The sequence below is a fragment of the Porphyromonas sp. COT-108 OH1349 genome (genome assembly GCF_000768755.1).
In the GTDB taxonomy this organism is placed as follows: domain Bacteria; phylum Bacteroidota; class Bacteroidia; order Bacteroidales; family Porphyromonadaceae; genus Porphyromonas_A; species Porphyromonas_A canoris.
This window is the reverse complement of record NZ_JRAH01000031.1, coordinates 152,823-175,957: the sequence shown is the minus strand read 5'-3', so window position 1 is coordinate 175,957 and position 23,135 is coordinate 152,823. Positions and strand designations below refer to the sequence as shown.

The following is a 23,135-nucleotide window of genomic DNA, read 5'->3' as shown; positions in this document are numbered from 1 at the left end:
CACTATCTTTGTACAAGATGGAAAACTTACTTCAAACCTCTATTATGTATCTTCCCGGAATGGGGGATGTTCGTGCTTCTACTCTCCGTAGTGAGCTCGGAATTGCTACGTTTGGAGATCTTTTGGAGTACTATCCTTACCGTCATATAGACAGGACACACATTTACTCTACCGGAGAGATTCGTGAAGAGATGCCTTATGTCCAACTCAAAGGAAGCATCATTGACCCACACATAGAAGGAGAGGGAAGAAAGAAGAGGCTTGTTGCAAGATTTTTAGACTCATCGGGAGAGGTTGAACTCATTTGGTTCAACAGCATAAAGTTTATCCAGAAACAGATAAAGCCGAATGTTGAGTATATTATATTTGGTAAGCCATCCCGTTTTGGCTTAGGTTGGAGTATTGTGCACCCGGAACTGGATGACGCTATTTCGCAACGCTTCAAGGCGGGAACTCTTTTCCCTGTTTACTCCGTTACGGAGAAGATGAAGAAGGTCGGGATAAGCATTAAGGTTCTTAGGGATGCGATCTCAAGGCTTATAGATATTGTGCGTACCAATCATTTACCTGATACTTTGCCGAATTATATCACGAAAGGTTATAATATGCTTTCTCGTTGGGAAGCATTGGAAGCCGTACATTTTCCCACTGATGAAGACAGACTTCGGCGTGCCATAATGAGACTCAAAGCGGAAGAGATCTTCTGGATACGGCTCAGGATGCGTTACATCGCAGAGAAGCGTCATACCGAAGAGGCAGGTCTTCCCGTGCATGGAGTGGGACACTTTTTCAATAAGTTCTTCAATGAAAAGCTTCCATTCCCTTTGACCAAAGCACAAGAGAGGGTTGTACGGGAGATATATGACGACATGAGGAGCGGAAGCCAGATGAACAGGCTTTTGCAAGGAGACGTTGGAAGCGGAAAGACTATGGTGGCTCTTCTTTCCATGCTCATTGCGGCAGATAATGGTTACCAATCTTGCCTGATGGCGCCGACAGAGATTTTGGCAATCCAACACGCCGCAACGATACGTTCTCTCTTGGGAGATCTTTCTATCAATGTGGCTTTGCTTACCGGCTCCACTCGAAAGAAAGAGAGAGAAAAGATCCATCAAGGTCTTCGAGATGGGAGTGTACATATTATTATAGGAACCCACGCACTCATAGAGGAGAACGTGCAGATGAACCGGCTCGGTTTGGCTGTCATTGATGAGCAACACCGTTTTGGCGTGGAGCATCGTTCCAAGTTGTGGGACAAGAATCGTATTATTCCTCCGCATGTTCTCATCATGAGTGCCACGCCCATACCTCGAACTCTGGCAATGACTCTTTATGGAGATCTTGACGTTTCGGTCATTGATGAGCTTCCTCCCGGACGGACTCCCATAGAAACAACACATCGCTACCCTGCTCACAAATCGGAAGTGTATCGCTTCATGGAACAAGAGATTGACAATGGCAGGCAGGCATACGTGGTCTTTCCCCTTATTGAGGAGAGCGAGAAAACAGACATGAAGAACCTTCAGACCGGTTATGAAGAGCTCAAGAGCCGCTTCCCGAATATCCCCATTGGCTTCGTGCACGGCAAGATGAAGTCCAAAGATAAAGAGGAGGCGATGAAAAGATTTGTTTCTGCCCAAGACAAAATATTGGTCTCCACGACCGTAATAGAAGTGGGAGTGAATGTCCCGAATGCCACAATCATGTTGATAGAAGATGCCAATCGCTTCGGACTTTCCCAGCTTCATCAGCTACGAGGACGAGTGGGCAGAGGAGCTGCAAAGAGCTACTGTATATTGATGACGGACTACAAGCTTTCCGATAATGGAAAAAGGCGTATGGAAATCATGACGGAGAGTACCGATGGATTCTTTATCGCAGAGCAGGATCTCAAGCTTCGCGGGCAAGGAGATTTGGAAGGGACGCAGCAGAGTGGTGTGGGTGGAGTGCTCAAAATGGCAAATCTGGCAAAGGATGGACGGATTGTACAGTTCGTCTCCAATCTGATAGATGAAATCTTGAGTAAAGATCCGACGCTGACGGCTGATCCTCTCAATGCACCGTTGCATAAAACACTCTCCGAATACATGGAGAAAAACAGAGACTGGGGGCAGATCAGTTAGTCTCATTTCTATTTCTCTTCTCTTGAGAGGTTGATTGCCGTTTCTTGCATTGTCAATTATCGTTAGAAGAGTTTCGAAAAAAAGTACCTAATCTTTTTGGGAAAGTACCTAATCTTTTTGCTAAAAGTACCTAATCTTTTTGGAAAAAGTACCTAATCTTTTTTGGAGAAGCACTAAAGGTTTTGGGTAAAAGCACTAAAGGTATTTGTCGTTTTGTCCGGAGATAATTTTTTCTTTTGTTTATACTCTGAAATAAAGGAAGGGGGAGGAAGCCGGGCTTGAAGCCTTTGTGAATTTTGATTTTTAGAAGAAATGCTTTACCTTTGAGAGGAAGACACACAGCGTGAACACGTTATAAACCTTTAAAGAATAAATGATCATGAAAAAATTACTAACATCTTTTGTGTTTCTCCTGTTGGCTACACTTGCTGCCGGCTGCGTCAATTTTGGAGACATCGACTCACAGCGGTCTTTAACGCAGGGAGAATTGGTAGGTCGGCAGATACAGATGATTGTAAAGACCAAGAACATCCGCTATTTCCATTTTGCAGATTTACCTGATCACGAACAGAGAGCACACAGGTTTACGGTCAATAGAAATATGCTGGTCTATAAACCTTACAACGGGGAGAATGAGCAGATTTATGTCAGCCTTGAAGGCGTGAAGGGACTCCGTATCGAGCTGGCACACTCTTCCTATCCGGATGATGCAAGAAGTGTCTGGAGCATAGGTCTCCTATATGACGATCATAAGTGATAGAGTGCCTTCTTGCAGTGTTTGAACATTTTGTAATCCATCTAATAAAAACAGAAAGTAGTCATGAAAAAGATATTTTCCATTATCGCAACTTTTGTTGCCATTGTTGCTTTTACAACCGGTTGTGCCAACTTTGGAAATACTCAAGATCCTCCTCTCACACCCGGAGAACTTATCGCAGATCAAATCTTTGAAATTTCCAGAAGACATCAGATAGACTTCTTTCACTTCTCGGACAAAGGACCTATGGGAATGGAAGCAAGGCGATTCGGACTCAGAGGCAACATGATCTCTTACAAACCCGATATAGAATCCGATGTTATCGAATACAGAAGCCTTGAAGATGTTATTCAGATTCGGATAGAAAGAGCTCGCTCTCCTTATGTGGATACTCCAAAAAGTGTCAAAAGTATAGGGCTTGTGTTTCGAGACAGAGTAAAATCACAAGAATAAATTCAGTTAAACATGTACATATATATATGTCATCTATTTTTACCAAAATAATCAACGGAGAAATTCCTTGCCACAAAGTAGCCGAGACAGAGCATTATTTTGCATTCTTGGACATAGCTCCTTTTGTAGAAGCCCATACGTTGGTGATTCCAAAAAGAGAAGTGGATTATATTTTTGACCTGACGGATGAAGAGCTGTCCGGACTTATATGCTTTGCTAAAAGAGTAGCAAAAGCAATAGAAGAAGTAACAGGATGTCCTCGGATGGCATTGGCTGTTATGGGACTCGAAGTGCCACATGCGCATATTCATCTTGGTCCTATACGTTCAGAAGGAGATTTTCGCCCTGAGAATAGGGCTAAGACTCCTCCAACATCGGACGAATTAGCTGAGACAGCTCGAAAGATTCGATCCGTGTACGAGCGAGACAATAGATGATGTATTGTTCTACTTTTTACGAAGAAGGCCTTCATTATTGAAGATCCGCAAAGGATTATAAAAGGCATTGGGATTAGGGGATAATCTCAATGCCTTCTTTTTTCTCTGAAAGGGATAGTTGCAGCACTATTTCCTGCCATAATCTGCCGGGATCTCACCCCAGCGATCCGTCTCCCATTTCAATATTTTATACTTGGACAGGTCGTGGATTCGTAACCACTCTTCGGCTCTTCGGATATGGCTCCAGAGTAGCTCTGTTTTACTGTTTTTTGCAAGCTTGGACCCGCACTCTTTTTTGCGAATCCACACCATTGCAGTTCTGCTGTCAGAGTATATTGTGAAGTTATGTCCCTGCTGCTCCATCCATGCCAAAGCATGCACAATGGCAAGAAACTCTCCTATATTGTTTGTCCCACAAGGATAGATTTTACTTGAAAAAAGAGCTTTTCCGGAAGATGTCCACACTCCTCTGTACTCCATTTTTCCGGGACTTCCGGAGCATGCGGCATCTACGGCAATACTCTGCCAGTCCACCTCTTTCTCTTTTACTCCTTCCTGTAAGATATTGCTTGTTTTTCTTTCTGTTGAGGATCGTTTCGTAGAAAGGTATGCACTCGCCCCTGCTTCCAATATAGCCTCTGCTTCCTGCTCGCTTATATCCTCAAAAGATTTATACTTCGCACCATCTACCCCGATTACCTCTTTTTTGCAGTCGTTCCACGAAAGATAAATCCCCGGAGTCCTTCCACTCCAGACTATGTAAGTCTTCTTGCTTTTTTGTTTCATCCCGAATCAATCTTTTACCTCATTGGCAACATAGACTATGACAGGATGAGAAGAGCGGATAACAAACTCTTCACCAACGGATTCATTGAGAGATGCTTGCCAGAGAGCAGAAAATCCTTGTTCTTCTATCTCATATAGAAGACCTTTTGTTGAGAAAGGTTCCTCGGTGATGGGAAATAGTGAAATCTGCTGCTTAGGTCTTACTCTGAAAGTGATATTTCCTACAATGGGAAAGAAAGAGCCATAATCACTTACCATACAGATAGTCATTCCCATACGTCTGTACTCCTCTAAAAGAAAGATATTGGCGATAGTGTGATCCTCTCTCAATCCGGTCGCTCCAACTATCATCACCTCACTCCATCCTCTTTCTTTACAGCAGATTACTGCTTTGGTAAGGTCATTGGTCTCTTGATCGGCTATTTGGACAAATAGTTCTCCATACTTCCTCATTATTTCGGTAGGAATCGAGTCTCCATCCCCAACGATGAGTTTAGGATCAAGAGCCGTGTCTGTAAGTAGGTGTTTTGAAGCTCCATCGCAGATGATCAGGTTGGGAGAGTCATAGAGAAACTGTCTCACTGCCGGAGATTCAGGATACTCTCCTTGTGCCAGAATTATTGCAGAAGGAGATAAAGCAGATAAAGAGGTATCTATAAGGGTCATGCTTCAAAATATTAGGTCTCAAAGGTAGCCATTTCCTATAAAAATTTAGGAATGTCAAAATATATTTTCTATCTTTGAAACGTTCGGATAACAGGGTTTTTACACTCTTTTTTATCCACAATTAACGCTCATACTTAAAACCATTAACCTCATATTTATGGCACAAGAGATTAAAAATCTGAAACCACAGTCTGTTTGGTCTTATTTCTACGACCTTACACAAATTCCTCGTCCTACCGGTCAGGTAAAGGAAGTCTGCGACTATCTTCTTCGGATAGGTAAGGAGATTGGGGTGGAAGTACAACAAGATGCAGTAGGCAATGTCATCATGCGTAAGCCGGCATCTCCCGGATATGAATCGAGAAAAGTGGTAACGCTGCAATCTCACGTAGATATGGTTCCACAGAAAAATAGTGGTACTCCTCACGATTTCAGCAAAGATCCTATTGATGCTTATGTCGATGGCGAATGGGTAAAGGCAAAAGGAACTACTCTTGGTGCGGATAACGGTATCGGGGTCGCTTATGCTTTAGCCGTTATGGCAGATAAGAGTCTCGTGCATGGCCCGTTGGAAGCTCTCTTTACAATTGATGAAGAGGTCGGAATGGTTGGTGCTTTCGGGCTACAACCCGGATTCAGCAAAGGAGATATTCTTTTGAATCTCGACTCTGAGGAAGAAGGCAATCTTTACATTGGATGTGCCGGAGGCATAGATGTCGGAGCTACTCTCAGCTACGAAGACAATCAGCCTGTTCCGGAAGGCGATATTGCTGTGGAGATTATTCTGAATGGTCTTAAAGGCGGACACTCCGGAGTAGATATCCATTTGGGTAGAGCAAACGCCAACAAGCTGATGTTCCGCTTCCTCAAGAAGATAGTGGAAGATCTTGGTGTATGTGTCTCTTTTGTAGAAGGAGGCTCCCTCAGAAATGCCATTCCTCGTGAGTGTCGTGCTATCGTAACTCTTCCGGAGGAAGATGCAGATATGCTATGGGAAGCTGTGTCGGACTATCGAGACCTTTATAATAGGGAGTATCACGGAATAGAGAACGAAGTAAGGTTGGAAGCACACAAGTGCGAACTTCCCAAACAGATAGTACCAAGAGAGATACAGGACAATGTTATCCATGCCGTAGAGGCAGTGCAGAATGGAGTTGTAACCATGTTACACGACTTCCCCGATACAGTGGAAAGTTCATCCAATCTTGCCTATCTCAGACTTGGTAATGGAGAGTTGGATGTGAAGTTTCTTACCAGAAGCTCTTCGGATAGCCGCAAGATGATGGTGGCATCCTCTATCGAAAGTGCTTTCGCTCTTATCGGGGCAAAAGTGGAGATGAGCGCAAGCTATTCCGGATGGCAGCCCAATGCGGAGTCTTACGTGATGGATGTCATGAGAGATACCTATACCAAGATGTTTGGAGAAGCTCCGGGAGTAAAGGTGATGCACGCAGGTTTGGAATGCGGTATCCTTCAGGGAGTCATGCCGGATATGGACATGATCTCTTTCGGTCCAGAAATCCGCCATCCTCACTCACCGGATGAGAAAGTAAATATCCCAAGTGTGGAAAGAGTCTATAACTATCTTGTAGAAGCTCTCAAAGCACTTTGACTCTGAACAGGTCAGACCAAAAATAGATAGAGGCGAACCGAAAAAGACATTCTCATTTCGGTTCGCCTCCATTGTTCGGACTCCCTTTTCAGACTCTCTTCTCGGAATCAACATGAAGATACACACTCGTGCCATATCGCTTACCACGGTAAGGTACTCGGATACAAAGTCCATTGCACACCTCTTCACGGAAAATCTCGGATCGGTATCATTTCAGATTCCTCGTGTGGCAGGCAAGAAAGGCAGTGCTTTTCGTTCGCTGTATGTCCCGCTTTCAGTGGTAGAGTTGGTATATGACCACAAACCATTAAGACAGATTCACCTTGTGGGAGAGTTGCAACCCCTTCTCATTCCTTCGGCACCATCACGCTCGTTGGTGGCTAACGGAGTTGCTATTTTTCTGACAGAGTTTCTTCACCGTCTTTTAGCACCCATGCAGGGAGAAGAGCAGGGAGCACTATTCCGTACAATACTGTCTGCGATAGACGCACTGGATAAAGAACCCGATGTCGTACTTGCTTCGCTTCATCTTCATCTTATGGTCCGGCTGTTGGATGATTTCGGTATCGCTCCCGACCATACAGGCTACCGCCCCGGTTATCTCCTGCACAGAGAAGAGGGCTGCTATGTGTCATCTTTCTCTGCATCCGAACCGGAACGCAACACTTCTCGGTTACTGCATGAGCTACAACAGCATCCTCTCCCTTCTGTTTTTGCGATGAATCGGGAAGATAGAGGCAGACTGCTCGATCTTTTACTCTCTTACTACGATTTTCATCTCCATGGCATAGGAGATCTCAAATCCCTGCCTGTCCTCAAAGAGACCTTCTCTTAATCTTTTCTCAAGCAACTTCTCTCCTAATCTCTTCCGACAAGAAAATTGCTCAATACTATCTAATTGGCTAATTTTGCAGAGAAAAGTCGGAGCTTTCTTTCGGCTTCCGCCAAAGAATAAAAATTCAATCTCTACACCATGCAAATATCAGAAATAGGAGCTAATGCTCTTATAGACAGACTTACAGCATCATTTGAAGGCTTTGACAACCGGGACGATGCTGCACTCTTCGACCTTAAAGGTATGGGCGTTACCGCCACGCATCTTATGTTGGAGGGGGTTCATTTCGATCTTCGCTATATGCCCGTCCATCACTTGGGCTATAAAGCGGTGGCGACCACCCTTTCCAATCTTGCTGCGATGAATGCCACTCCGGCTTATATATCCGTTGCCATCGGTGTTACGGCACAGTGGGAGGTGGAAGATTTGGAGACACTCTATAAAGGTATCCGGATTGCAACAGAGCGTTTTGGTGTAAAGCTCCTCGGTGGAGACACTGCGCCATCCGTGGCAGGCTTTACCATTGCCGTTACAGCCATTGGAAGTGCAGACCCCGACACTGTTGTTTGCAGAAAAGGAGCAGCCCCCAACGATCTCATTTGCGTATCCGGCAATCTCGGTGCAGCCTATATGGGGCTCAAAGCATTGGAACGAGAGCAGGAGGCTTACGATGGCAGTAGCGACTACAAACACGATCTTGGAGATCGCACCTACCTGTTGGAGCGTCAGCTTACACCTCAACCTCGCTTCGATATTATGGATATGCTCTCTCTTGCGGGCGTGAAAACCACCTCCATGATAGATGTTACAAAGGGCATCGCAAGAGATCTGCTCGCTCTTTCCCAAGCGTCCGGCGTGGGAATGAAGCTCTACGAGGAGCGTCTCCCGATAGATTATGAGACTGCTTCCATGGCGGAAGAGATCGGCATCAATGTCTTTTCTGCTGCTCTTTATGGCGGTGAAGATTATGAGCTGCTCTTTACTGTTCCGTTGGGTTTTAAGGATGTGATAGAGCAGATGGAAGGCATTGCCATTGTAGGTTACGTTACGGAGCCGGGCACTCCGGCACTTCTGATAACTCAGGATGGAAGGGAAGTGGAGCTGAAAGAACAGGAATAACAGACAACAACATGGATAAAGTGCGTGTGCGCATTGTGCGCAAGACCTTGAACGAACTCCCCGAATATGGGACATTGGACTCGGCAGGGATGGACGTGAGAGCAAACATAGAAGAGCCTCTTACGCTTCAACCTTTGGAAAGAAGGCTTATCCCCACCGGGCTGTTTATAGAACTTCCGCGCGGATACGAGGCTCAGATGAGACCCCGAAGCGGTTTGGCTCTCAAGCATGGCATTTCACTTGTCAATACACCGGGCACGATAGATGCGGATTATCGTGGAGAGATCGGCATCATTCTCATCAACCTCTCTCAAGGAGCATACACGCTTCAACCGGGAGAGCGGATTTGCCAGATGGTTGTAGCCCCTTACACGAGAGTGGAGTGGGACGAAGTGGAAAGCCTGACCGACTCGGAGAGAGGAGCAGGAGGGTTCGGACACACAGGTAAAGTATAACGAATAAAAGGAGAATCATGTCTAAAGAGAAGATTGCACGGATAGGACTTCCGGAACTTTACTACTCTCTTCAAGGATACACGAAAGAGAAATTTTTCAAAGACCTTATAGCAGGTATCATTGTTGCCATCGTGGCTCTGCCGTTGGCCATTGCTTTCGGGATAGCAAGCGGTGTAAGTCCGACCGAAGGTATTATCACAGCCATTCTCGGAGGTTTTATCGTTTCCGCTCTTGGCGGTTCCACCGTACAGATAGGCGGTCCTACGGGAGCTTTTATCGTCATTGTGTTTGGCATCATTCAGGAGTTTGGTATTGCCGGACTTGCTGTGGCTACGGTGATGGCGGGGGCAATGCTGATGTTGCTGGGCTTTCTGCGTTTGGGGACGGTGATCCGCTTCATCCCCTATCCCATTATTCTCGGCTTTACGGCAGGTATTGCGGTAACCATCTTCACCACTCAGGTGAAAGATATACTGGGATTGCAGATAGAGAGTGTACCGGGAGATTTTATCGGGAAGTGGCAGACCTACTTCGCTCATCTTGATAGCTGGAATCCGTGGTCGCTTCTGTTCACTGTCTTAGCGGTGCTGACCATTGTCTATGCTCCCAAGATACACAGACAGATACCGGGATCGCTTTTGGCTCTCATCGTGCTTACTCTCGGAGGATATGCACTTACCTCTTTCGGAGTGCCCAATGCCCCGGCTACCATAGGCGATCACTTTACATTCACATCGGGTCTTCCGGAGTTTCAGACTCTGGATCTCAGTGTGGCTACACTGAAAAAACTTCTCCCTTCAGCCTTTACCATCGCCATGCTCGGTGCCATCGAGAGTCTGCTCTCAGCCTCTGTGGCGGATGGGGTTACCGGTGCTCGGCACAACTCCAATGTAGAGTTGATAGCGCAAGGAGCCGCTAATGTCGTGGTGCCTTTCTTCGGTGGCATCCCCGTAACAGGCGCAATAGCACGCACGATGACCAATATCAACAACGGCGGACGAACACCTGTTGCCGGCATTGTACACGCTGTCATGCTGCTTGCCATCCTCCTTTTTCTCGGACCTCTTACTGCCTATATCCCATTGGCTGCTCTTGCCGGAGTGCTCGTGATAGTATCGTATAACATGAGCGGATGGCGTTCATGTCTGGCTATTTTTAAGGGCCCGAAGAGTGATATAGTCGTTCTTCTCGTAACCTTTTTCCTCACAGTTCTGATAGACTTGACGGTAGCCATCGAGATAGGGATGCTGCTTGCCGTGCTTCTTTTCATGCGAAGACTGCAGAAAGCAACCGGTATCATTCGCCACGACAAGCAGTTCGATGCCCTTTCCCATTCCGATACAGACCACAAAGAGGTATTGGATATTCCGGACGGGGTGGATGTTTACGAGATAGCAGGACCATTCTTCTTTGGGATGGCAAACAGTTTCGACGAAACCATGCGTCAGGTGCATCACAAACCTACGGCTCGTATTGTGCGGATGCGGAGAGTGCCTTTTGTGGATAGTACAGCGCTTCACAACCTTAGCATGATGGCGGACTTTCATAAGAAACAGGGCATTCATCTTGTCCTCTCCGGCGTACAGCCCGAAGTGTACAAGGAGTTGGAGCAGTCCGGACTGCTGGACGAGCTGGGACGTGAGAACGTCTGCGACAATATACACAAAGCATTAGAGAGAGTGCGATAGGCTCTCCTCAAGAAAACGAATGAAGATAGGAAATATAGATTTAGGGGCATATCCTCTGCTTTTGGCACCGATGGAAGATGTTACGGACTCTTCTTTCCGTCACATGTGCAAGGCTTTCGGTGCGGCTATAGTCTATACCGAGTTTGTCTCGGCAGATGCACTGATACGGGACATCAAGAGTACCGTGAACAAGATGCAGGTACAGGATAGCGAACGCCCCGTGGCAATACAGATTTACGGACGAGATACGGAGACCATGGTGGAGGCTGCCAAGATATGCGAAGAAGCAAGACCGGATATTATAGATATCAATTTCGGCTGTCCCGTGAAAAAGATTGCCGGAAAAGGTTGTGGCTCCGGAATGCTCAAGAATCCGCCTCTCCTGCTGGAGATTACCGCGGCTGTCGTCAAGGCTGTATCCCTTCCGGTTACCGTGAAGACAAGGCTCGGCTGGGATATGGAAAATATCATCATAGAGGATTTGGCAGAACAAATTCAGGATGCCGGTGCCGCTGCCCTTACCATACACGGGCGTACAAGGAGTCAGATGTACACCGGTGAGGCGGACTGGGAACCCATTGTGCGAGTGAAGTCAAACCCTCGTATCTCTATCCCGATCATCGGTAATGGAGATGTTGTCTCCGGTAAAGATGCTCTCAGACGCTTTCGGGAGACCGGAGTAGATGCTGTGATGGTGGGCAGAGCGAGTATAGGCAGACCGTGGTGCTTTGAAGAGATGCGTGCTTTGCTCGATGGCAAAGAAGCTCCGGCGCACCACTTCTCATGGTATATAGACATCCTCAAGCGCCAGATAGAGGAGAGCATCCTGAAGACAGACGAACGCAGAGGCATTCTGCACGTTCGGAGGCATCTTGCAGCCACACCTCTTTTTAAGGGAATACCGGATTTTAAGCAGACCCGTATAGATATGTTGAGAGCCGCGACCAAGGATGAGCTGTTCGAGATACTGGATAATATTCCGCTAAGATTCGATCTCTCCACTGTTGTAGTAAATCCGGACTTGAAGTAAAAACTCGATAGTTTTTCCAAAAGAAGCTCCCATCGGTGCATTTGCCAGTGGGAGCTTTTGTTTTGAAGGGGATAAAAACTCTCTTTGTCCACGTTCATAAAATCCGTTTAACCTGTTCCGACACCGAAATCGTGGCTTGACTTCTGCAAATCAAGATCTGACCTCTACAAGTCAAGGCTTGTTTGCCACAAACCAAATCTTGAAGTTTACCACTCACGCTTCTACTTCTAAAACTATAAAGCATCAGAGAAAGTATTGATAATATTCAACCGGTTTTATGGACGGGTTAAACATTTTATCCAAAGCCGAACATTGCAAAGGAAGATGCCTATAATTCTATTTTTAAGTCTTTTACGCTTTGGGATAAATATTATTCATGCGAAATATATTTCCTGTGGAAATATTTCTATCTTTGCAAAAAAATAATACGTAAAAGGAATACAATACCATATAAATCATGAAATACGTAATAGTAGGCGGGGTTGCAGGAGGCGCTACTGCTGCTGCCCGACTTAGAAGATTGGATGAACACGCCGAGATCGTGCTCTTTGAGAAAGGGAAGTATATCTCTTATGCCAACTGTGGTTTGCCTTATCACATCGGCGGAGTAATAGAAGAGAGAGATATGTTGTTCCTGCAAACACCGCAGTCTTTCTCCGATATGTTCCACATGGATATCCGTGTAGAGAGTGAGGTGCTCCGTATAGATCGTGCCGGAAAGCAGGTAGAAGTGCGCCGTGCAGACGGTACTACCTACATGGAGAGCTACGATAAACTTTTGCTTTCACCCGGTGCCGTTCCGGTGGTTCCACCGCTTCCCGGCATAGATAGTCCGGGTGTGTTCACGCTTCGTAACGTGGAAGATATGGACGCCATAAAGCACTACTTGGACAGCCATAAGGTGAAGAAAGCCGTGGTTGTAGGCGGTGGGTTTATCGGATTGGAGATGGCAGAAAATCTTCATGCCCGTCATATCGAAGTGAGTGTCGTAGAAATGGCACCGCAAGTAATGGCTCCGATAGACTTCTCTTTGGCTTCTGTCGTTCATGCTCACATGCATCAGAAAGGTGTGGGACTCTATCTCGGAAAAGCGGTTACAGCCATTCGCCAAGCAGCCGAGGGCAGTGCACTGAGCCTTTCTCTCGACTCGGGAGAGACACTCGATGCCGATCTTATCCTTCTTTCAATAGGGGTACGCCCAAACAGTAAACTTGCTGAGGATGCCGGCTTAGAGATAGGCGAAGCGAGAGGTATAAAGGTAGATGACTATCTCCAAACCTCAGATCCCGATATTTTTGCCGTGGGAGACGCCATAGAGTTCAGGCATCCGATCACCGGAAAGAGCTGGACCAACTATCTTGCCGGACCAGCCAACAGACAGGCGCGTATAGTGGCAGGCAACATGAGCGGACTGCAAAAGCAGACTTATGAAGGAGCTATCGGCACGGCAATAGCCAAGGTCTTCGACCTCACCGTGGCTTCTACCGGGCTTGCCGCAAAGGCTGCAAAGAGAGAGGGATTGCCTTATCTTACAGCCACTGTTCAGCCCAACAGCCATGCGGGCTACTATCCGAACGCTTTTCCATTGACGTTGAAGATCGTATTTCATCCCGAAACCGGCCGTCTCTACGGCGCTCAGTGCGTAGGTGTTTCGGGGGTGGATAAGCGGATAGACTCCATTGCGCAGATCATCAAGCACGAAGGCACCATCTACGATCTGATGAAGACCGAGCAGGCATACGCTCCTCCTTTCTCTTCAGCAAAGGATCCCGTGGCTCTCGCAGGCTATGTGGCGGAGAATATCATTTCGGGTAAGATGAAGCCGCTATACTGGAGAGAGATGCAGGCAGCAGATCCGAAGAAGGTAACCATAGTGGATGTGCGTCCGAGAGAAGCATACGATGTGGAGCACATATCCGGTTCGATGCATATCCCATTGGAAGAAATGCGCTTCCGACACAGAGAGATCCCGAAAGATAAACCGGTATATATTTACTGTACGGTAGGTTTCAGAGGCTACCTCAGCTCCAATATTCTGTTGCAGAACGGCTTTACCGATGTGTACAATCTGATTGGCGGATACAGACTGTACTCTGCAATAGTGGCAGACTACAGCTCCAAGCCGGAGAATACTTTCTCCCAACCGAAAGCCTCTGCGGATACATCTGCCACGGTGATGCAGGTGAATGCGTGCGGACTTGCCTGTCCGGGTCCGATACTGAAGTTGAAGCAGTCGATAGACAAGATAAATGTCGGGGAACGTTTGGCGATAGAGTCCACCGATCCGGGCTTTTCGAGAGATGCCCAAGCATGGTGCGACACCACGGGACACACCCTCATCGCAAAAGAGACAAAGGGAGGTAAGTTTGTGGTAACGGTAGAAAAGACCGCTTGCAAGGCGGAGGGGACATGCGTGAGTACCTCTCCGGCAAAGGGCAAGACCTTTATCCTGTTCAGCGACAGCCTGGATAAAGCTCTGGCGACATTCGTTCTTGCCAACGGAGCAGCAGCCACAGGGCAGAAGGTTACAATCTTCTTTACGTTCTGGGGACTCAATGCCATAAAGCGCCGTTCACGCTCTAAGGTTACGAAAGACTTTTGGGGACGAATGTTCGGATACATGATGCCCAAAGACAGTAAAGGGCTTGGTCTTTCCAAGATGAATATGGGAGGATTGGGAGCAAAGATGATGCGCTTTGTGATGAAAAAGAGACACGTGGACTCTTTAGAGAGTATGCGCGCTCAGGCTCTTGAGAACGGCGTGGAGTTTATAGCTTGTCAGATGTCCATGGATGTAATGGGAGTGGATCGCAAAGAGCTTATCGAAGAGGTTTCGATAGGCGGTGTAGCCACTTACATGAACCGTGCGGACGATGCCAATATCAATCTTTTCATCTAACTTTGGGGCTTCCGAATCTTTTCTTCTACAAGAATAAAGCGTTATGGAGAATGTAAGATGTATATGCCTGATGAGGGAACTGATGATCTCTATTCGGAATTTGGAGCAGCAGCTTATGGAGTCTGCCCAATGCGATCTGAACCAAGCGATGGCACTCTGTGTCATATCGGGGGAGCCGGTTTCCGCTTCCGAAGTCTCGGCTCGCATAGGTCTCCTGCCGGCTCATACGTCCAAACTCCTCTCGGCAGTAGAAGACAGAGGGTGGATCGGACGGCGATTGGGACGAGAAGATAAGCGGAAAGTCTTCTTTTCTCTCACTCGTAAAGGCGAGCAGAAGCTGGCAGAAATCAGAAGTTTGAACCTTTCCGTTCCGGAGCTGTTGCAGCCTCTGTTTGAGGGAGCTGAGGTATAAACTTCTACAATAATCATACAGACAGCGTACCATTCGGGTGCAGAGATACAAAAACATCTCTCTTGACACCGGGTGGTACGCTGTCGCTTTTATATAAAAACGGCGTCCGGAAGATGCGCTGAAAACTTCCCGGTTTTTGTCTCTCTCTTGAAACCGGAAAGAGGAGATCTTTTCAATGGATTGATTTTGAGAGGGATATGAAAAATCTCGAATTCGAAAAAATTTTTTCTTCAGTCCGTTTGATGGGCTGTTTTTGCGTTAATCGGTGTAACGTGTTTAATGAAATCGGTAAACGTGTTCATTGAAAAATTAAACACGTTAAGCCGAAAGAATATGCTCGTTTAGCGTTTTGAGTGAACCTGTATCGAAAATGGTGTTAATAAAACGGGGCGGATTTAACAGTTCGGTCGTGTTCTGAAAACGCCCCCTCCGATCAAAATAGAGAGCAGAAACAAGAGGGGATTTTACCGGTATGGAATATATAAAAACCGAGGAGAGAAGAGGCGCTTTTCGGCATCGTTTTGGGGTGCATTCACTTTGGGTCGGAAGAGGATGTCGTTTTGTGTGTAAATATATGAGAACAAAGGGAACAGCTCATTTGGTCATAACTAATTTTTTTCTTTATTTTGCAAGTCTATTGAGTTGGGTCGTACATTTTTGTATATCGGGGGCAAAAGAGCCTCTTAACCCACTGTGTATATAGCGACTTGCGGAAATAGTTTTCAAATATAGTATACTTATTTAATGGCTAAAGTGATTAAAATTAAAAAGGGCTTGGACATCAACATTGTTGGCAAGCCTCAAGAGGTTGAGGTGCACGCGCAGCCCTCTACCACCTACGGCGTTGTGCCGGACCATTATCCCGGTCTGCTGCCCAAGCTGGAGGTGAAAGTAGGAGACAGTGTCCTCGCCGGAACACCCGTTCTATTCCACAAAAGTTTTCCGGAGATAAAGATCGTATCGCCTGTTAGTGGTAAAGTGATAGCCATCAACAGAGGAGATAAACGTAAGATCTTGAGCGTTGAGATCGCTCCGGAAGCCTCTATCGAGTACGCTCCGTTCTCTGTGGAGACAAAGGGTAAGAGCAGAGAAGAGCTACTTGGACTGCTCCTTTCGAGCGGTATGTTTGCTCTTTTGCGTCAACGCCCATACGACTACCTCCCAAATCCTACTATTATCCCTCGTGATATTTTTGTTACTGCCAATGTAACCGCTCCCCTTACTCCCAAGGCACAAGCTCTTTTCGGGGACAGAGTGGAGGATATGCAGGCAGCGATAGACCTGCTGGCAAAGCTGACAACCGGGAAGGTTTATGTCGGTATTCCCACCGGATCGGGCTTTAAGCTCTCCAACTGTGAAGTGGTAGAAGTAGCAGGTCCACACCCTGCCGGCAATGTGGGAGTGCTTATCAACCATACGGCTCCGGTGAATAAGGGAGACACGGTATGGACTGTATCTGCTTCCGAACTGGTTATTATCGGAAAGTTCTTACGCACAGGGAAGACAGACTTCTCCAAGAAGGTGGGTATCGCCGGAGAGTGCGTGGCAACGAGAGGCATCGCAAACGTTGTATGCGGTGCAAACGTGGCAGAACTGGTGAAAGATAAACTGGTGAACGACTCTGCCAAGAAGCGTATCATAGATGGAGATGTGCTTACGGGTACTATGCTGACGGACGAATATACCTTTATGAGTCCGTTCTCTAAGGTGATCTCCGTGATCCCCGAAGGTGATGACACTCATGAAATGTTCGGCTGGGCTGCTCCCGGATTCAACAAATACAGCGTGTCGAGATCCTATCCGGCATTCCTTATGGGTAAGAAAGAGTTCAGCTTCGACACACGCATACGCGGAGGCAGAAGAGCCCTTATCGTGTCGGGCGAGTATGACAAAGTGTTCCCGATGGATATATATCCGGAGTACCTTGTGCGTGCAATAGTCTCTTTCGATATAGATAAGATGGAAGAGAGAGGTATCTATGAAGTGGCTCCGGAAGACTTTGCTTTGTGTGAGTTTGTAGATACATCGAAGCTGGAGTTGCAGTATCTGGTGCGCCGTGCATTGGATATGCTCTATAAAGAAATGAATTGATAACACTTCCCTAATACAGACAATACATTGAACGCGTTAAGAAAATATATCGACAAGATAAAGCCAAACTTTGAGAAGGGTGGCAAATTATCTATGTTTCATTCCGTCTTCGATGGTTTAGAAACGTTCTTCTTCGTGCCTTCTACTACGTCCAGAAGAGGAGTACATATCCATGACGCCATGGACTCGAAGCGTACCATGACGGTGGTACTTGTGGCTCTGATGCCGGCTCTTTTCTTCGGGATGTACAATCTGGGCTATCAGCACTACATGGCTATCGGGCAACAGGCAGGCTTTTGGGCTATGTTCCTGTATGGTCTTCTGGCTATCCTGCCCAAGATCATCGTAGCCTACGTTGCCGGACTTGGTACCGAGTTTATTTTTGCACAGATACGTGGACACGAAGTAGCAGAAGGATTTTTGGTAACAGGCTTCCTTATTCCTCTTATCGTACCGGTAGAGACTCCGCTTTGGATGATTGCCGTTGCCACTATCATTGCGGTAGTGTTTGCCAAAGAGGCTTTCGGAGGTACTGGTTATAATATCTTCAACATCGCTCTTGTAACTCGTGCGATCCTCTTCTTCGCTTATCCGGCGGCAATGTCCGGTAATGAAGTGTTCGTCAGAACCGGTTCTACTTTCGGTCTTGGCGGTGGAACTCCCGTGGATACATTCTCCGGAGCGACTCCTTTAGGACAGATCGCCGGTATGACAAAAGAGCAAGGACTGCAACCCGTAACCGATGTGGTGGGCAATGCTCTCTCTTCTTGGGACTACTTCCTGGGGCTCATTCCGGGTTCTATCGGTGAAACATCCGTTCTGGCTATCCTTATCGGTGCAGTGATACTCATTGCCACAGGTATTGCAAGCTGGAAGATCATCTGCTCTATTTTCTTGGGCGGATTTGCAACGGCTCTTCTCTTCAACCTTAGCGGTGCCACTGCCGGAATGCAGGTGTCTGCTTTGGATCATATGTTGCTTGGTGGCTTTGCCTTTGGCGCTGTGTTTATGGCAACAGACCCGGTAACTGCAACAAGAACAGAGCTGGGTAAGTGGATCTATGGCTTCCTTATCGGATTCTTTGCCATCGTGATCCGTCTTCTTCAACCCGGTTATCCGGAGGGTATGATGATGGCAATCTTGCTGATGAACGCCTTTGCTCCGCTGATAGACTACTATGTGGTGGATGCAAACGTGAAGAAGAGAATGCGCAGAGCCACGGTTGCCAACTCTAAGAAAGTAGCATAAGTAATCACCTCACTTAACAGATAAAAGGTTATGAATAGAAATAGCAATTCTTATACTATTATATATGCAGCCGTGATGGTGATTTTGGTCGCTGTGGGACTCGCGTTTACATCGCAAAGTCTCAAGGGACGCCAAACAGCCAATGCCAATATAGACAAGATGCAACAGATATTGAAGTCTATAAAGGTCTCTGCTACGGCTCAGAATGCACAAGCAGAGTACGGCAAATATATCAAGGAGGCTTTCCTTGTGAGAACAAACGGTGAAAGAGTGGAAGGCTCTGAGGGTACAGACGTGAAAGATCCGGCATTTGCCGCAGACTTTGCCAAGGTTGTTCGTGAAGGAGACAAGGGCGAGTATCCTGTCTTTATAGCAGAAGTGGATGGCGTGAAGAAATATATCTTGGCCATGAGCGGTGCCGGTCTTTGGGGACCTGTCTGGGGCTTTATCTCTATTAACGATGATACTGCAACGATATACGGCGTGGACTTCAGCCACCAAGGGGAGACTCCCGGACTTGGTGCTCAGATCGTGGAACCGTTCTTTACCTCTGCATTTGAAGGCAAAACGATATTTACGGATGGTGCTTTTGCTCCCGTTCAGGTCGTTAAAGGCGGAAGCAAGCTGGCAAACGGCGTGGATGCGATAAGCGGTAGTACGCTTACCTCTAACGGTGTCAACGACATGATTCGCGACAGTATCAAAATGTACCAAGAGTTTCTTAAAAGCAATAAATAAACCAGTGTCATGGCATTACTAAGTAAAAAGAATAAAGAAATCCTGATAGGTCCGCTCAGCAAGAACAATCCGGTTGTTGTTCAGATGCTGGGTATCTGCTCCGCTTTGGCAGTAACGTCGAAGCTTGAGCCATCTCTTGTTATGGCAATCTCGGTAACCGTGGTTATTGCTTTTGCCAATGTGATTATTTCGTTGCTTCGTAATACGATACCCAATCGTATCCGTATTATCGTGCAGCTTGTTGTCGTGGCTGCTCTTGTAACTATCGTAAGTGAAGTGTTGAAGGCTTTTGCTTATGATGTAAACAAGCAGCTCTCTGTCTTTGTGGGTCTGATCATTACGAACTGTATCTTGATGGGACGTCTTGAGGCGTTTGCTTTGGGCAATAAGCCGGGCGCATCTTTCCTTGACGGTATCGGAAATGGTTTAGGATATGGTATTATTCTTGTGATCGTAGGATTTTTCCGCGAGTTGTTCGGCTCCGGAACGCTGCTTGGCTACCAAGTGGTACCGGATTCGTTCTATGAAATGGGATATGTAAACAATGGTTTGATGATCTTGCCGCCTATGGCTCTTATCATCGTTGCTCTTGTGATATGGGTACACAGATCCTACACTCCGGAGCTGCAAGAAAAATAACCCGACGTAATAGTGTAATAATTAAGACATAAACAGAGACACAATGGAATATATCAGTTTATTTGTACAGTCCATCTTTGTTGACAACATGGTGTTTGCATACTTTCTTGGTATGTGTTCGTATCTTGCTGTCTCCAAGAATGTAAAGACCTCTTTGGGGTTAGGGTTAGCTGTTACGTTTATCCTCACCTGTACGCTTCCTCTCAACTATCTGTTGGAAAACTATGTGTTGAAAGAAGGAGCATTGGCATGGTTGGGGCCTGAATTTGCAGACGTCAATCTCAGCTTCCTGAGCCTTATCCTCTTCATTGCGATCATCGCATCTTTCACACAGCTTGTGGAGATGATCGTGGAGCGATTCAGCCCATCTTTGTACGCGTCATTGGGTATCTTCTTGCCTCTTATCGCTGTAAACTGCGCCATCCTCGGCGGATCGCTCTTCATGCAGCAGAGAGAGTTTGCCAATATCGGGCTTGCCACCACTTACGGTTTCGGTTCCGGTATAGGCTGGTTGCTGGCTATCATCGGTATGGCTGCCATTCGTGAGAAGATTGCGTACTCGGACATTCCGAAGCCTTTGCGCGGATTGGGTATCACGTTCATCATCACGGCTCTCATGGGTATCGCTTTCATGAGTTTTTCCGGTATCAAGCTATCATAAGAGGTCATTACAGAAAGTCTAACAACAATAAAAGCAAAACATCATAATGTTATTATTAGCAATAAACGGAGCTGCAATAGGAGCCAGCGTAGTGGTCTTTCTTGTAGTTACCCTTCTGCTTGTAGCACTTCTTTTGGTAGCCAAAGCAAAGCTTCTGCCATCCGGAGACGTCAAGCTCACGGTGAATGAAGAAAAAGAGTTTGACGTTCCCATCGGCGGAACGCTTCTCAACACGCTTCAAGGCGAAGGCATCTATCTCTCATCTGCCTGCGGGGGCGGTGGTTCTTGCGGACAGTGCCGTTGTCGCGTGGTCGAGGGTGGCGGAGAGATCCTGCCCACGGAAGTAGGATTCTTTTCTCGCAAGGAGATCAAAGACCATTGGAGACTCTCCTGCCAGACTAAGGTAAAAGAGAACATGCAGGTCGTGGTTCCGGAAGAAGTCTTCGGTGTAAAAGAGTGGGAGTGCACGGTAGTCTCCAACAACAACGTAGCATCTTTCATCAAAGAGTTTGTCGTGAAGCTGCCGGAGGGCGAGGTGCTCAACTTCAAGAGCGGATCGTATGCTCAGATCAAGATACCGAAGTACAACGTGAAGTTTTCCGACATGATCATCGGAGACCGTTTCAAGGGGGAGTGGGACAAGTTCAAGCTCTGGCCTCTTGAAGCATCTAATGATGAAGAGACCATCCGTGCGTATTCTATGGCGAACTACCCGGCGGAGGGCAACATCATCACACTCAACGTTCGTATCGCGACACCTCCGTTCGACCGCAATACCGGAACGTGGGCGGCAGGCATCAAGCCGGGTATAGCATCGTCCTATATTTTCAGCCTCAAGCCGGGAGACAAGGTGATGATGTCGGGTCCTTATGGAGATTTCCACATCCAGGACACCGACGCCGAGATGCTTTACATCGGAGGTGGAGCCGGTATGGCACCGCTCAGGGCACAGGTATTGGATCTGTTCAAGACGCTCAAGACCGGCAGAAAAGTCTCCTACTGGTATGGTGCGCGCTCCAAGAACGAGATTTTTTATGAGGAAGACTTCCGCGAAATAGAGCGAGAGTTTCCGAACTTCTCTTTCCACATCGCCCTTTCCGATCCGCTTCCGGAGGACAACTGGACGGGATACACCGGATTTATCCACCAGGTGATCCTCGACAACTACCTCATCAACCACGAAGCGCCGGAGGACATCGAGTACTATATGTGCGGTCCCGGACCGATGGCAAATGCCGTCAAGGGCATGCTCGACAGCCTGGGCGTTCCTCGCGAACAGCTTTACTTCGACGACTTTGGTTGATCCCCCGCGGGAAAGAATCGAAACATACCGAGTGCGGTCTTCGGAAGATACAATTCCGGAGACCGCACTTGGTTTTTTTCGTGCCCGTTTCGGGGCAAAATTCCGAAGCTCCGAAACGCACTTTTTCTCCCTTTTCCGCCTTATCCGGGAGCAACCCGGAGAGAGGGCTGTTACTGCTTGAAAATGAGCACATAAGCACACATTTTTCGCTCCTCTCGCAAAGAGCCGAAATTTTGTACGTACAAAAATTTTTTTTCGTACGTACAAAAAAATATTTTCGTACGTACAAAAATAAATTTTCTTAGGTACGAAAATAAAGTCGCGTACGAACGAAAGATTTTTTTCATACCTGCGAAAGAAAATTTGCGTACGAACGAAAGAAATTTTTCGTACCTGCGAAAAAAAATTTCTGCATATACGAAAAAATATTTCTGCATATACGAAAAAATATTTTTGCATATACAGAAATTTATTTCCTTGCGGACGGAAATTTCACCCCCTGCGGAAGGAGGTAAAAAGATGGGGGAGATTTTCGGCTTTTTGCCCCGTCTCAGGCGGCATCCGGAGCCTTCTTTGGATTTCTCCCTCAGCCTTCACAGACCACTCAAGTAAGTGCCTCTTACAATTCTATACGAACGGAAACAGATTCCGAAACCTCTCTTCCTCCATAATGCTCAACTACAGACCGACCGAAAAACTATCCGCAAATATCTTTCTCAACGGAGGGTATCTTGCTTTTTACGGAGATAAAGGAGCGCTCTTGCAGAAAGATCTTGTGTACAATATCTCTTTGAATGCAGACCGGAACCCTCGCAAAAATGTCTCATTGGGAGGAAACTATACGTACACGCAGGCTCCGCCGCAGCTCGGAGTGCGGACGAAACACAACTACTCCTGCTCCTTTTACGTTACGACAAAGCTGCTGAAAGATAAGCTCTCCGTAACGTTGGATGTCCGAAATCCTTTCAAGAAATACAGCCGACTGCAGACGTCCGAATGGGGGGACGGATTTTATCAAGAGCGTTTCAATGACATTACCGCGCGCTCTTTGGGCTTGAAGGTTGCGTACAGCTTTGGTTCGGGTAAGAAGTCTACCGTTCAGCGAAACAAGAGTTTGGAGAGTACGGACTTGGATCGCAGCACCGGAGTGAAATAATACCATTATATAAACAGAAGCAGGGTT

Annotated in this window: 21 protein-coding genes; 19 read left to right on the top strand and 2 right to left on the bottom strand. The window is 46.9% G+C overall.

Annotated elements, in window-relative coordinates:
- Nucleotides 1–17 precede the first annotated feature (17 nt).
- The 4 genes from recG to JT26_RS07335 all read left to right on the top strand — a co-directional run bounded on the left by recG (nucleotide 18) and on the right by JT26_RS07335 (nucleotide 3,770).
- Nucleotides 18–2,123, top strand: a complete 2,106-nt coding sequence (gene recG / locus JT26_RS07350) for an ATP-dependent DNA helicase RecG (protein ID WP_036848281.1) — start codon at nucleotides 18–20, stop codon at nucleotides 2,121–2,123.
- Between the two features lie 379 nt (nucleotides 2,124–2,502).
- The gene (locus tag JT26_RS07345; RefSeq protein WP_152565512.1) at nucleotides 2,503–2,880 is read left to right on the top strand and encodes a hypothetical protein; all 378 of its coding nucleotides are present in this window, start codon (nucleotides 2,503–2,505) and stop codon (nucleotides 2,878–2,880) included.
- A 63-nt stretch (nucleotides 2,881–2,943) separates the two neighbouring features.
- Nucleotides 2,944–3,333, top strand: coding sequence for a hypothetical protein (locus JT26_RS07340; protein ID WP_036848278.1), 390 nt, complete (start codon nucleotides 2,944–2,946; stop codon nucleotides 3,331–3,333).
- A gap of 26 nt (nucleotides 3,334–3,359) precedes the next feature.
- Nucleotides 3,360–3,770 carry an HIT family protein gene (locus JT26_RS07335; RefSeq protein ID WP_036791056.1) on the top strand — a complete coding sequence of 137 codons (411 nt, stop codon included), beginning with the start codon at nucleotides 3,360–3,362 and terminating at the stop codon, nucleotides 3,768–3,770.
- Nucleotides 3,771–3,896: 126 nt separating this feature from the next.
- Here JT26_RS07335 and JT26_RS07330 read toward each other — a convergent pair whose 3' ends face one another.
- Entirely contained in the window at nucleotides 3,897–4,556 is a 660-nt protein-coding gene (locus tag JT26_RS07330; protein WP_036848275.1) for a viroplasmin family protein, read from the bottom strand.
- 6 nt (nucleotides 4,557–4,562) lie between these two features.
- Nucleotides 4,563–5,222, bottom strand: a complete 660-nt coding sequence (locus JT26_RS07325; protein ID WP_052110424.1) for a thiamine diphosphokinase — start codon at nucleotides 5,220–5,222, stop codon at nucleotides 4,563–4,565.
- 157 nt (nucleotides 5,223–5,379) lie between these two features.
- Between JT26_RS07325 and JT26_RS07320 the strand changes: the two genes are divergently transcribed.
- The 15 genes from JT26_RS07320 (at nucleotide 5,380) to JT26_RS10455 (ending at nucleotide 23,108) form a co-directional block, all read left to right on the top strand.
- The gene (locus tag JT26_RS07320) at nucleotides 5,380–6,834 is read left to right on the top strand and encodes an aminoacyl-histidine dipeptidase (RefSeq protein ID WP_036791063.1); all 1,455 of its coding nucleotides are present in this window, start codon (nucleotides 5,380–5,382) and stop codon (nucleotides 6,832–6,834) included.
- Nucleotides 6,835–6,946: 112 nt separating this feature from the next.
- A complete protein-coding gene (locus JT26_RS07315; RefSeq protein ID WP_036848271.1) occupies nucleotides 6,947–7,669 on the top strand; it encodes a DNA repair protein RecO in 723 nt (240 codons plus the stop codon).
- 138 nt (nucleotides 7,670–7,807) lie between these two features.
- Nucleotides 7,808–8,788 carry a thiamine-phosphate kinase gene (gene thiL / locus JT26_RS07310; protein ID WP_036848268.1) on the top strand — a complete coding sequence of 327 codons (981 nt, stop codon included), beginning with the start codon at nucleotides 7,808–7,810 and terminating at the stop codon, nucleotides 8,786–8,788.
- Between the two features lie 20 nt (nucleotides 8,789–8,808).
- On the top strand, nucleotides 8,809–9,243 hold the full coding sequence (gene dut / locus JT26_RS07305) for a dUTP diphosphatase (protein WP_036848509.1): 435 nt from the start codon (nucleotides 8,809–8,811) through the stop codon (nucleotides 9,241–9,243).
- A 17-nt stretch (nucleotides 9,244–9,260) separates the two neighbouring features.
- Nucleotides 9,261–10,931 (top strand): SulP family inorganic anion transporter, encoded by a 1,671-nt coding sequence (locus tag JT26_RS07300; RefSeq protein WP_036848265.1) that lies wholly within the window; start codon nucleotides 9,261–9,263, stop codon nucleotides 10,929–10,931.
- 19 nt (nucleotides 10,932–10,950) lie between these two features.
- The gene (gene dusB / locus JT26_RS07295) at nucleotides 10,951–11,961 is read left to right on the top strand and encodes a tRNA dihydrouridine synthase DusB (protein ID WP_036848262.1); all 1,011 of its coding nucleotides are present in this window, start codon (nucleotides 10,951–10,953) and stop codon (nucleotides 11,959–11,961) included.
- 457 nt (nucleotides 11,962–12,418) lie between these two features.
- Nucleotides 12,419–14,860, top strand: a complete 2,442-nt coding sequence (locus JT26_RS07290) for an FAD-dependent oxidoreductase (RefSeq protein WP_036848258.1) — start codon at nucleotides 12,419–12,421, stop codon at nucleotides 14,858–14,860.
- A gap of 43 nt (nucleotides 14,861–14,903) precedes the next feature.
- Nucleotides 14,904–15,272: a MarR family winged helix-turn-helix transcriptional regulator gene (locus JT26_RS07285; RefSeq protein ID WP_036848255.1), complete on the top strand. Its 369-nt coding sequence runs from the start codon at nucleotides 14,904–14,906 to the stop codon at nucleotides 15,270–15,272.
- A 744-nt stretch (nucleotides 15,273–16,016) separates the two neighbouring features.
- Nucleotides 16,017–17,363: a Na(+)-translocating NADH-quinone reductase subunit A gene (locus JT26_RS07280; RefSeq protein ID WP_036848252.1), complete on the top strand. Its 1,347-nt coding sequence runs from the start codon at nucleotides 16,017–16,019 to the stop codon at nucleotides 17,361–17,363.
- Between the two features lie 27 nt (nucleotides 17,364–17,390).
- Nucleotides 17,391–18,611, top strand: coding sequence for an NADH:ubiquinone reductase (Na(+)-transporting) subunit B (locus tag JT26_RS07275; protein WP_036791084.1), 1,221 nt, complete (start codon nucleotides 17,391–17,393; stop codon nucleotides 18,609–18,611).
- A 30-nt stretch (nucleotides 18,612–18,641) separates the two neighbouring features.
- Nucleotides 18,642–19,349, top strand: a complete 708-nt coding sequence (nqrC, locus tag JT26_RS07270; protein ID WP_036848248.1) for an NADH:ubiquinone reductase (Na(+)-transporting) subunit C — start codon at nucleotides 18,642–18,644, stop codon at nucleotides 19,347–19,349.
- 9 nt (nucleotides 19,350–19,358) lie between these two features.
- A complete protein-coding gene (locus JT26_RS07265) occupies nucleotides 19,359–19,988 on the top strand; it encodes an NADH:ubiquinone reductase (Na(+)-transporting) subunit D (RefSeq protein ID WP_036791087.1) in 630 nt (209 codons plus the stop codon).
- A 43-nt stretch (nucleotides 19,989–20,031) separates the two neighbouring features.
- Nucleotides 20,032–20,649, top strand: coding sequence for an NADH:ubiquinone reductase (Na(+)-transporting) subunit E (gene nqrE, locus JT26_RS07260; protein ID WP_036791089.1), 618 nt, complete (start codon nucleotides 20,032–20,034; stop codon nucleotides 20,647–20,649).
- A 46-nt stretch (nucleotides 20,650–20,695) separates the two neighbouring features.
- Nucleotides 20,696–21,952: an NADH:ubiquinone reductase (Na(+)-transporting) subunit F gene (gene nqrF, locus JT26_RS07255; RefSeq protein ID WP_036791091.1), complete on the top strand. Its 1,257-nt coding sequence runs from the start codon at nucleotides 20,696–20,698 to the stop codon at nucleotides 21,950–21,952.
- 295 nt (nucleotides 21,953–22,247) lie between these two features.
- Entirely contained in the window at nucleotides 22,248–23,108 is an 861-nt protein-coding gene (locus JT26_RS10455) for an outer membrane beta-barrel protein (protein ID WP_081966408.1), read from the top strand.
- Nucleotides 23,109–23,135 lie beyond the last annotated feature (27 nt).

Excerpts from the sequence above, each read along its gene's own strand:
- JT26_RS07325 (WP_052110424.1), bottom strand. The coding sequence starts at position 5,222 with ATGACCCTTATAGATACCTCTTTATCTGCTTTATCTCCTTCTGCAATA.
- dusB (WP_036848262.1), top strand. The coding sequence starts at position 10,951 with ATGAAGATAGGAAATATAGATTTAGGGGCATATCCTCTGCTTTTGGCA.
- recG (WP_036848281.1), top strand. The coding sequence starts at position 18 with ATGGAAAACTTACTTCAAACCTCTATTATGTATCTTCCCGGAATGGGG.
- nqrE (WP_036791089.1), top strand. The coding sequence starts at position 20,032 with ATGGAATATATCAGTTTATTTGTACAGTCCATCTTTGTTGACAACATG.
- JT26_RS07300 (WP_036848265.1), top strand. The coding sequence starts at position 9,261 with ATGTCTAAAGAGAAGATTGCACGGATAGGACTTCCGGAACTTTACTAC.
- JT26_RS07315 (WP_036848271.1), top strand. The coding sequence starts at position 6,947 with ATGAAGATACACACTCGTGCCATATCGCTTACCACGGTAAGGTACTCG.
- JT26_RS07345 (WP_152565512.1), top strand. The coding sequence starts at position 2,503 with ATGAAAAAATTACTAACATCTTTTGTGTTTCTCCTGTTGGCTACACTT.
- nqrC (WP_036848248.1), top strand. The coding sequence starts at position 18,642 with ATGAATAGAAATAGCAATTCTTATACTATTATATATGCAGCCGTGATG.
- JT26_RS07330 (WP_036848275.1), bottom strand. The coding sequence starts at position 4,556 with ATGAAACAAAAAAGCAAGAAGACTTACATAGTCTGGAGTGGAAGGACT.
- JT26_RS07340 (WP_036848278.1), top strand. The coding sequence starts at position 2,944 with ATGAAAAAGATATTTTCCATTATCGCAACTTTTGTTGCCATTGTTGCT.
- JT26_RS07320 (WP_036791063.1), top strand. The coding sequence starts at position 5,380 with ATGGCACAAGAGATTAAAAATCTGAAACCACAGTCTGTTTGGTCTTAT.
- JT26_RS07335 (WP_036791056.1), top strand. The coding sequence starts at position 3,360 with ATGTCATCTATTTTTACCAAAATAATCAACGGAGAAATTCCTTGCCAC.
- JT26_RS07285 (WP_036848255.1), top strand. The coding sequence starts at position 14,904 with ATGGAGAATGTAAGATGTATATGCCTGATGAGGGAACTGATGATCTCT.
- nqrF (WP_036791091.1), top strand. The coding sequence starts at position 20,696 with ATGTTATTATTAGCAATAAACGGAGCTGCAATAGGAGCCAGCGTAGTG.
- JT26_RS07290 (WP_036848258.1), top strand. The coding sequence starts at position 12,419 with ATGAAATACGTAATAGTAGGCGGGGTTGCAGGAGGCGCTACTGCTGCT.
- JT26_RS07265 (WP_036791087.1), top strand. The coding sequence starts at position 19,359 with ATGGCATTACTAAGTAAAAAGAATAAAGAAATCCTGATAGGTCCGCTC.
- JT26_RS07280 (WP_036848252.1), top strand. The coding sequence starts at position 16,017 with ATGGCTAAAGTGATTAAAATTAAAAAGGGCTTGGACATCAACATTGTT.
- thiL (WP_036848268.1), top strand. The coding sequence starts at position 7,808 with ATGCAAATATCAGAAATAGGAGCTAATGCTCTTATAGACAGACTTACA.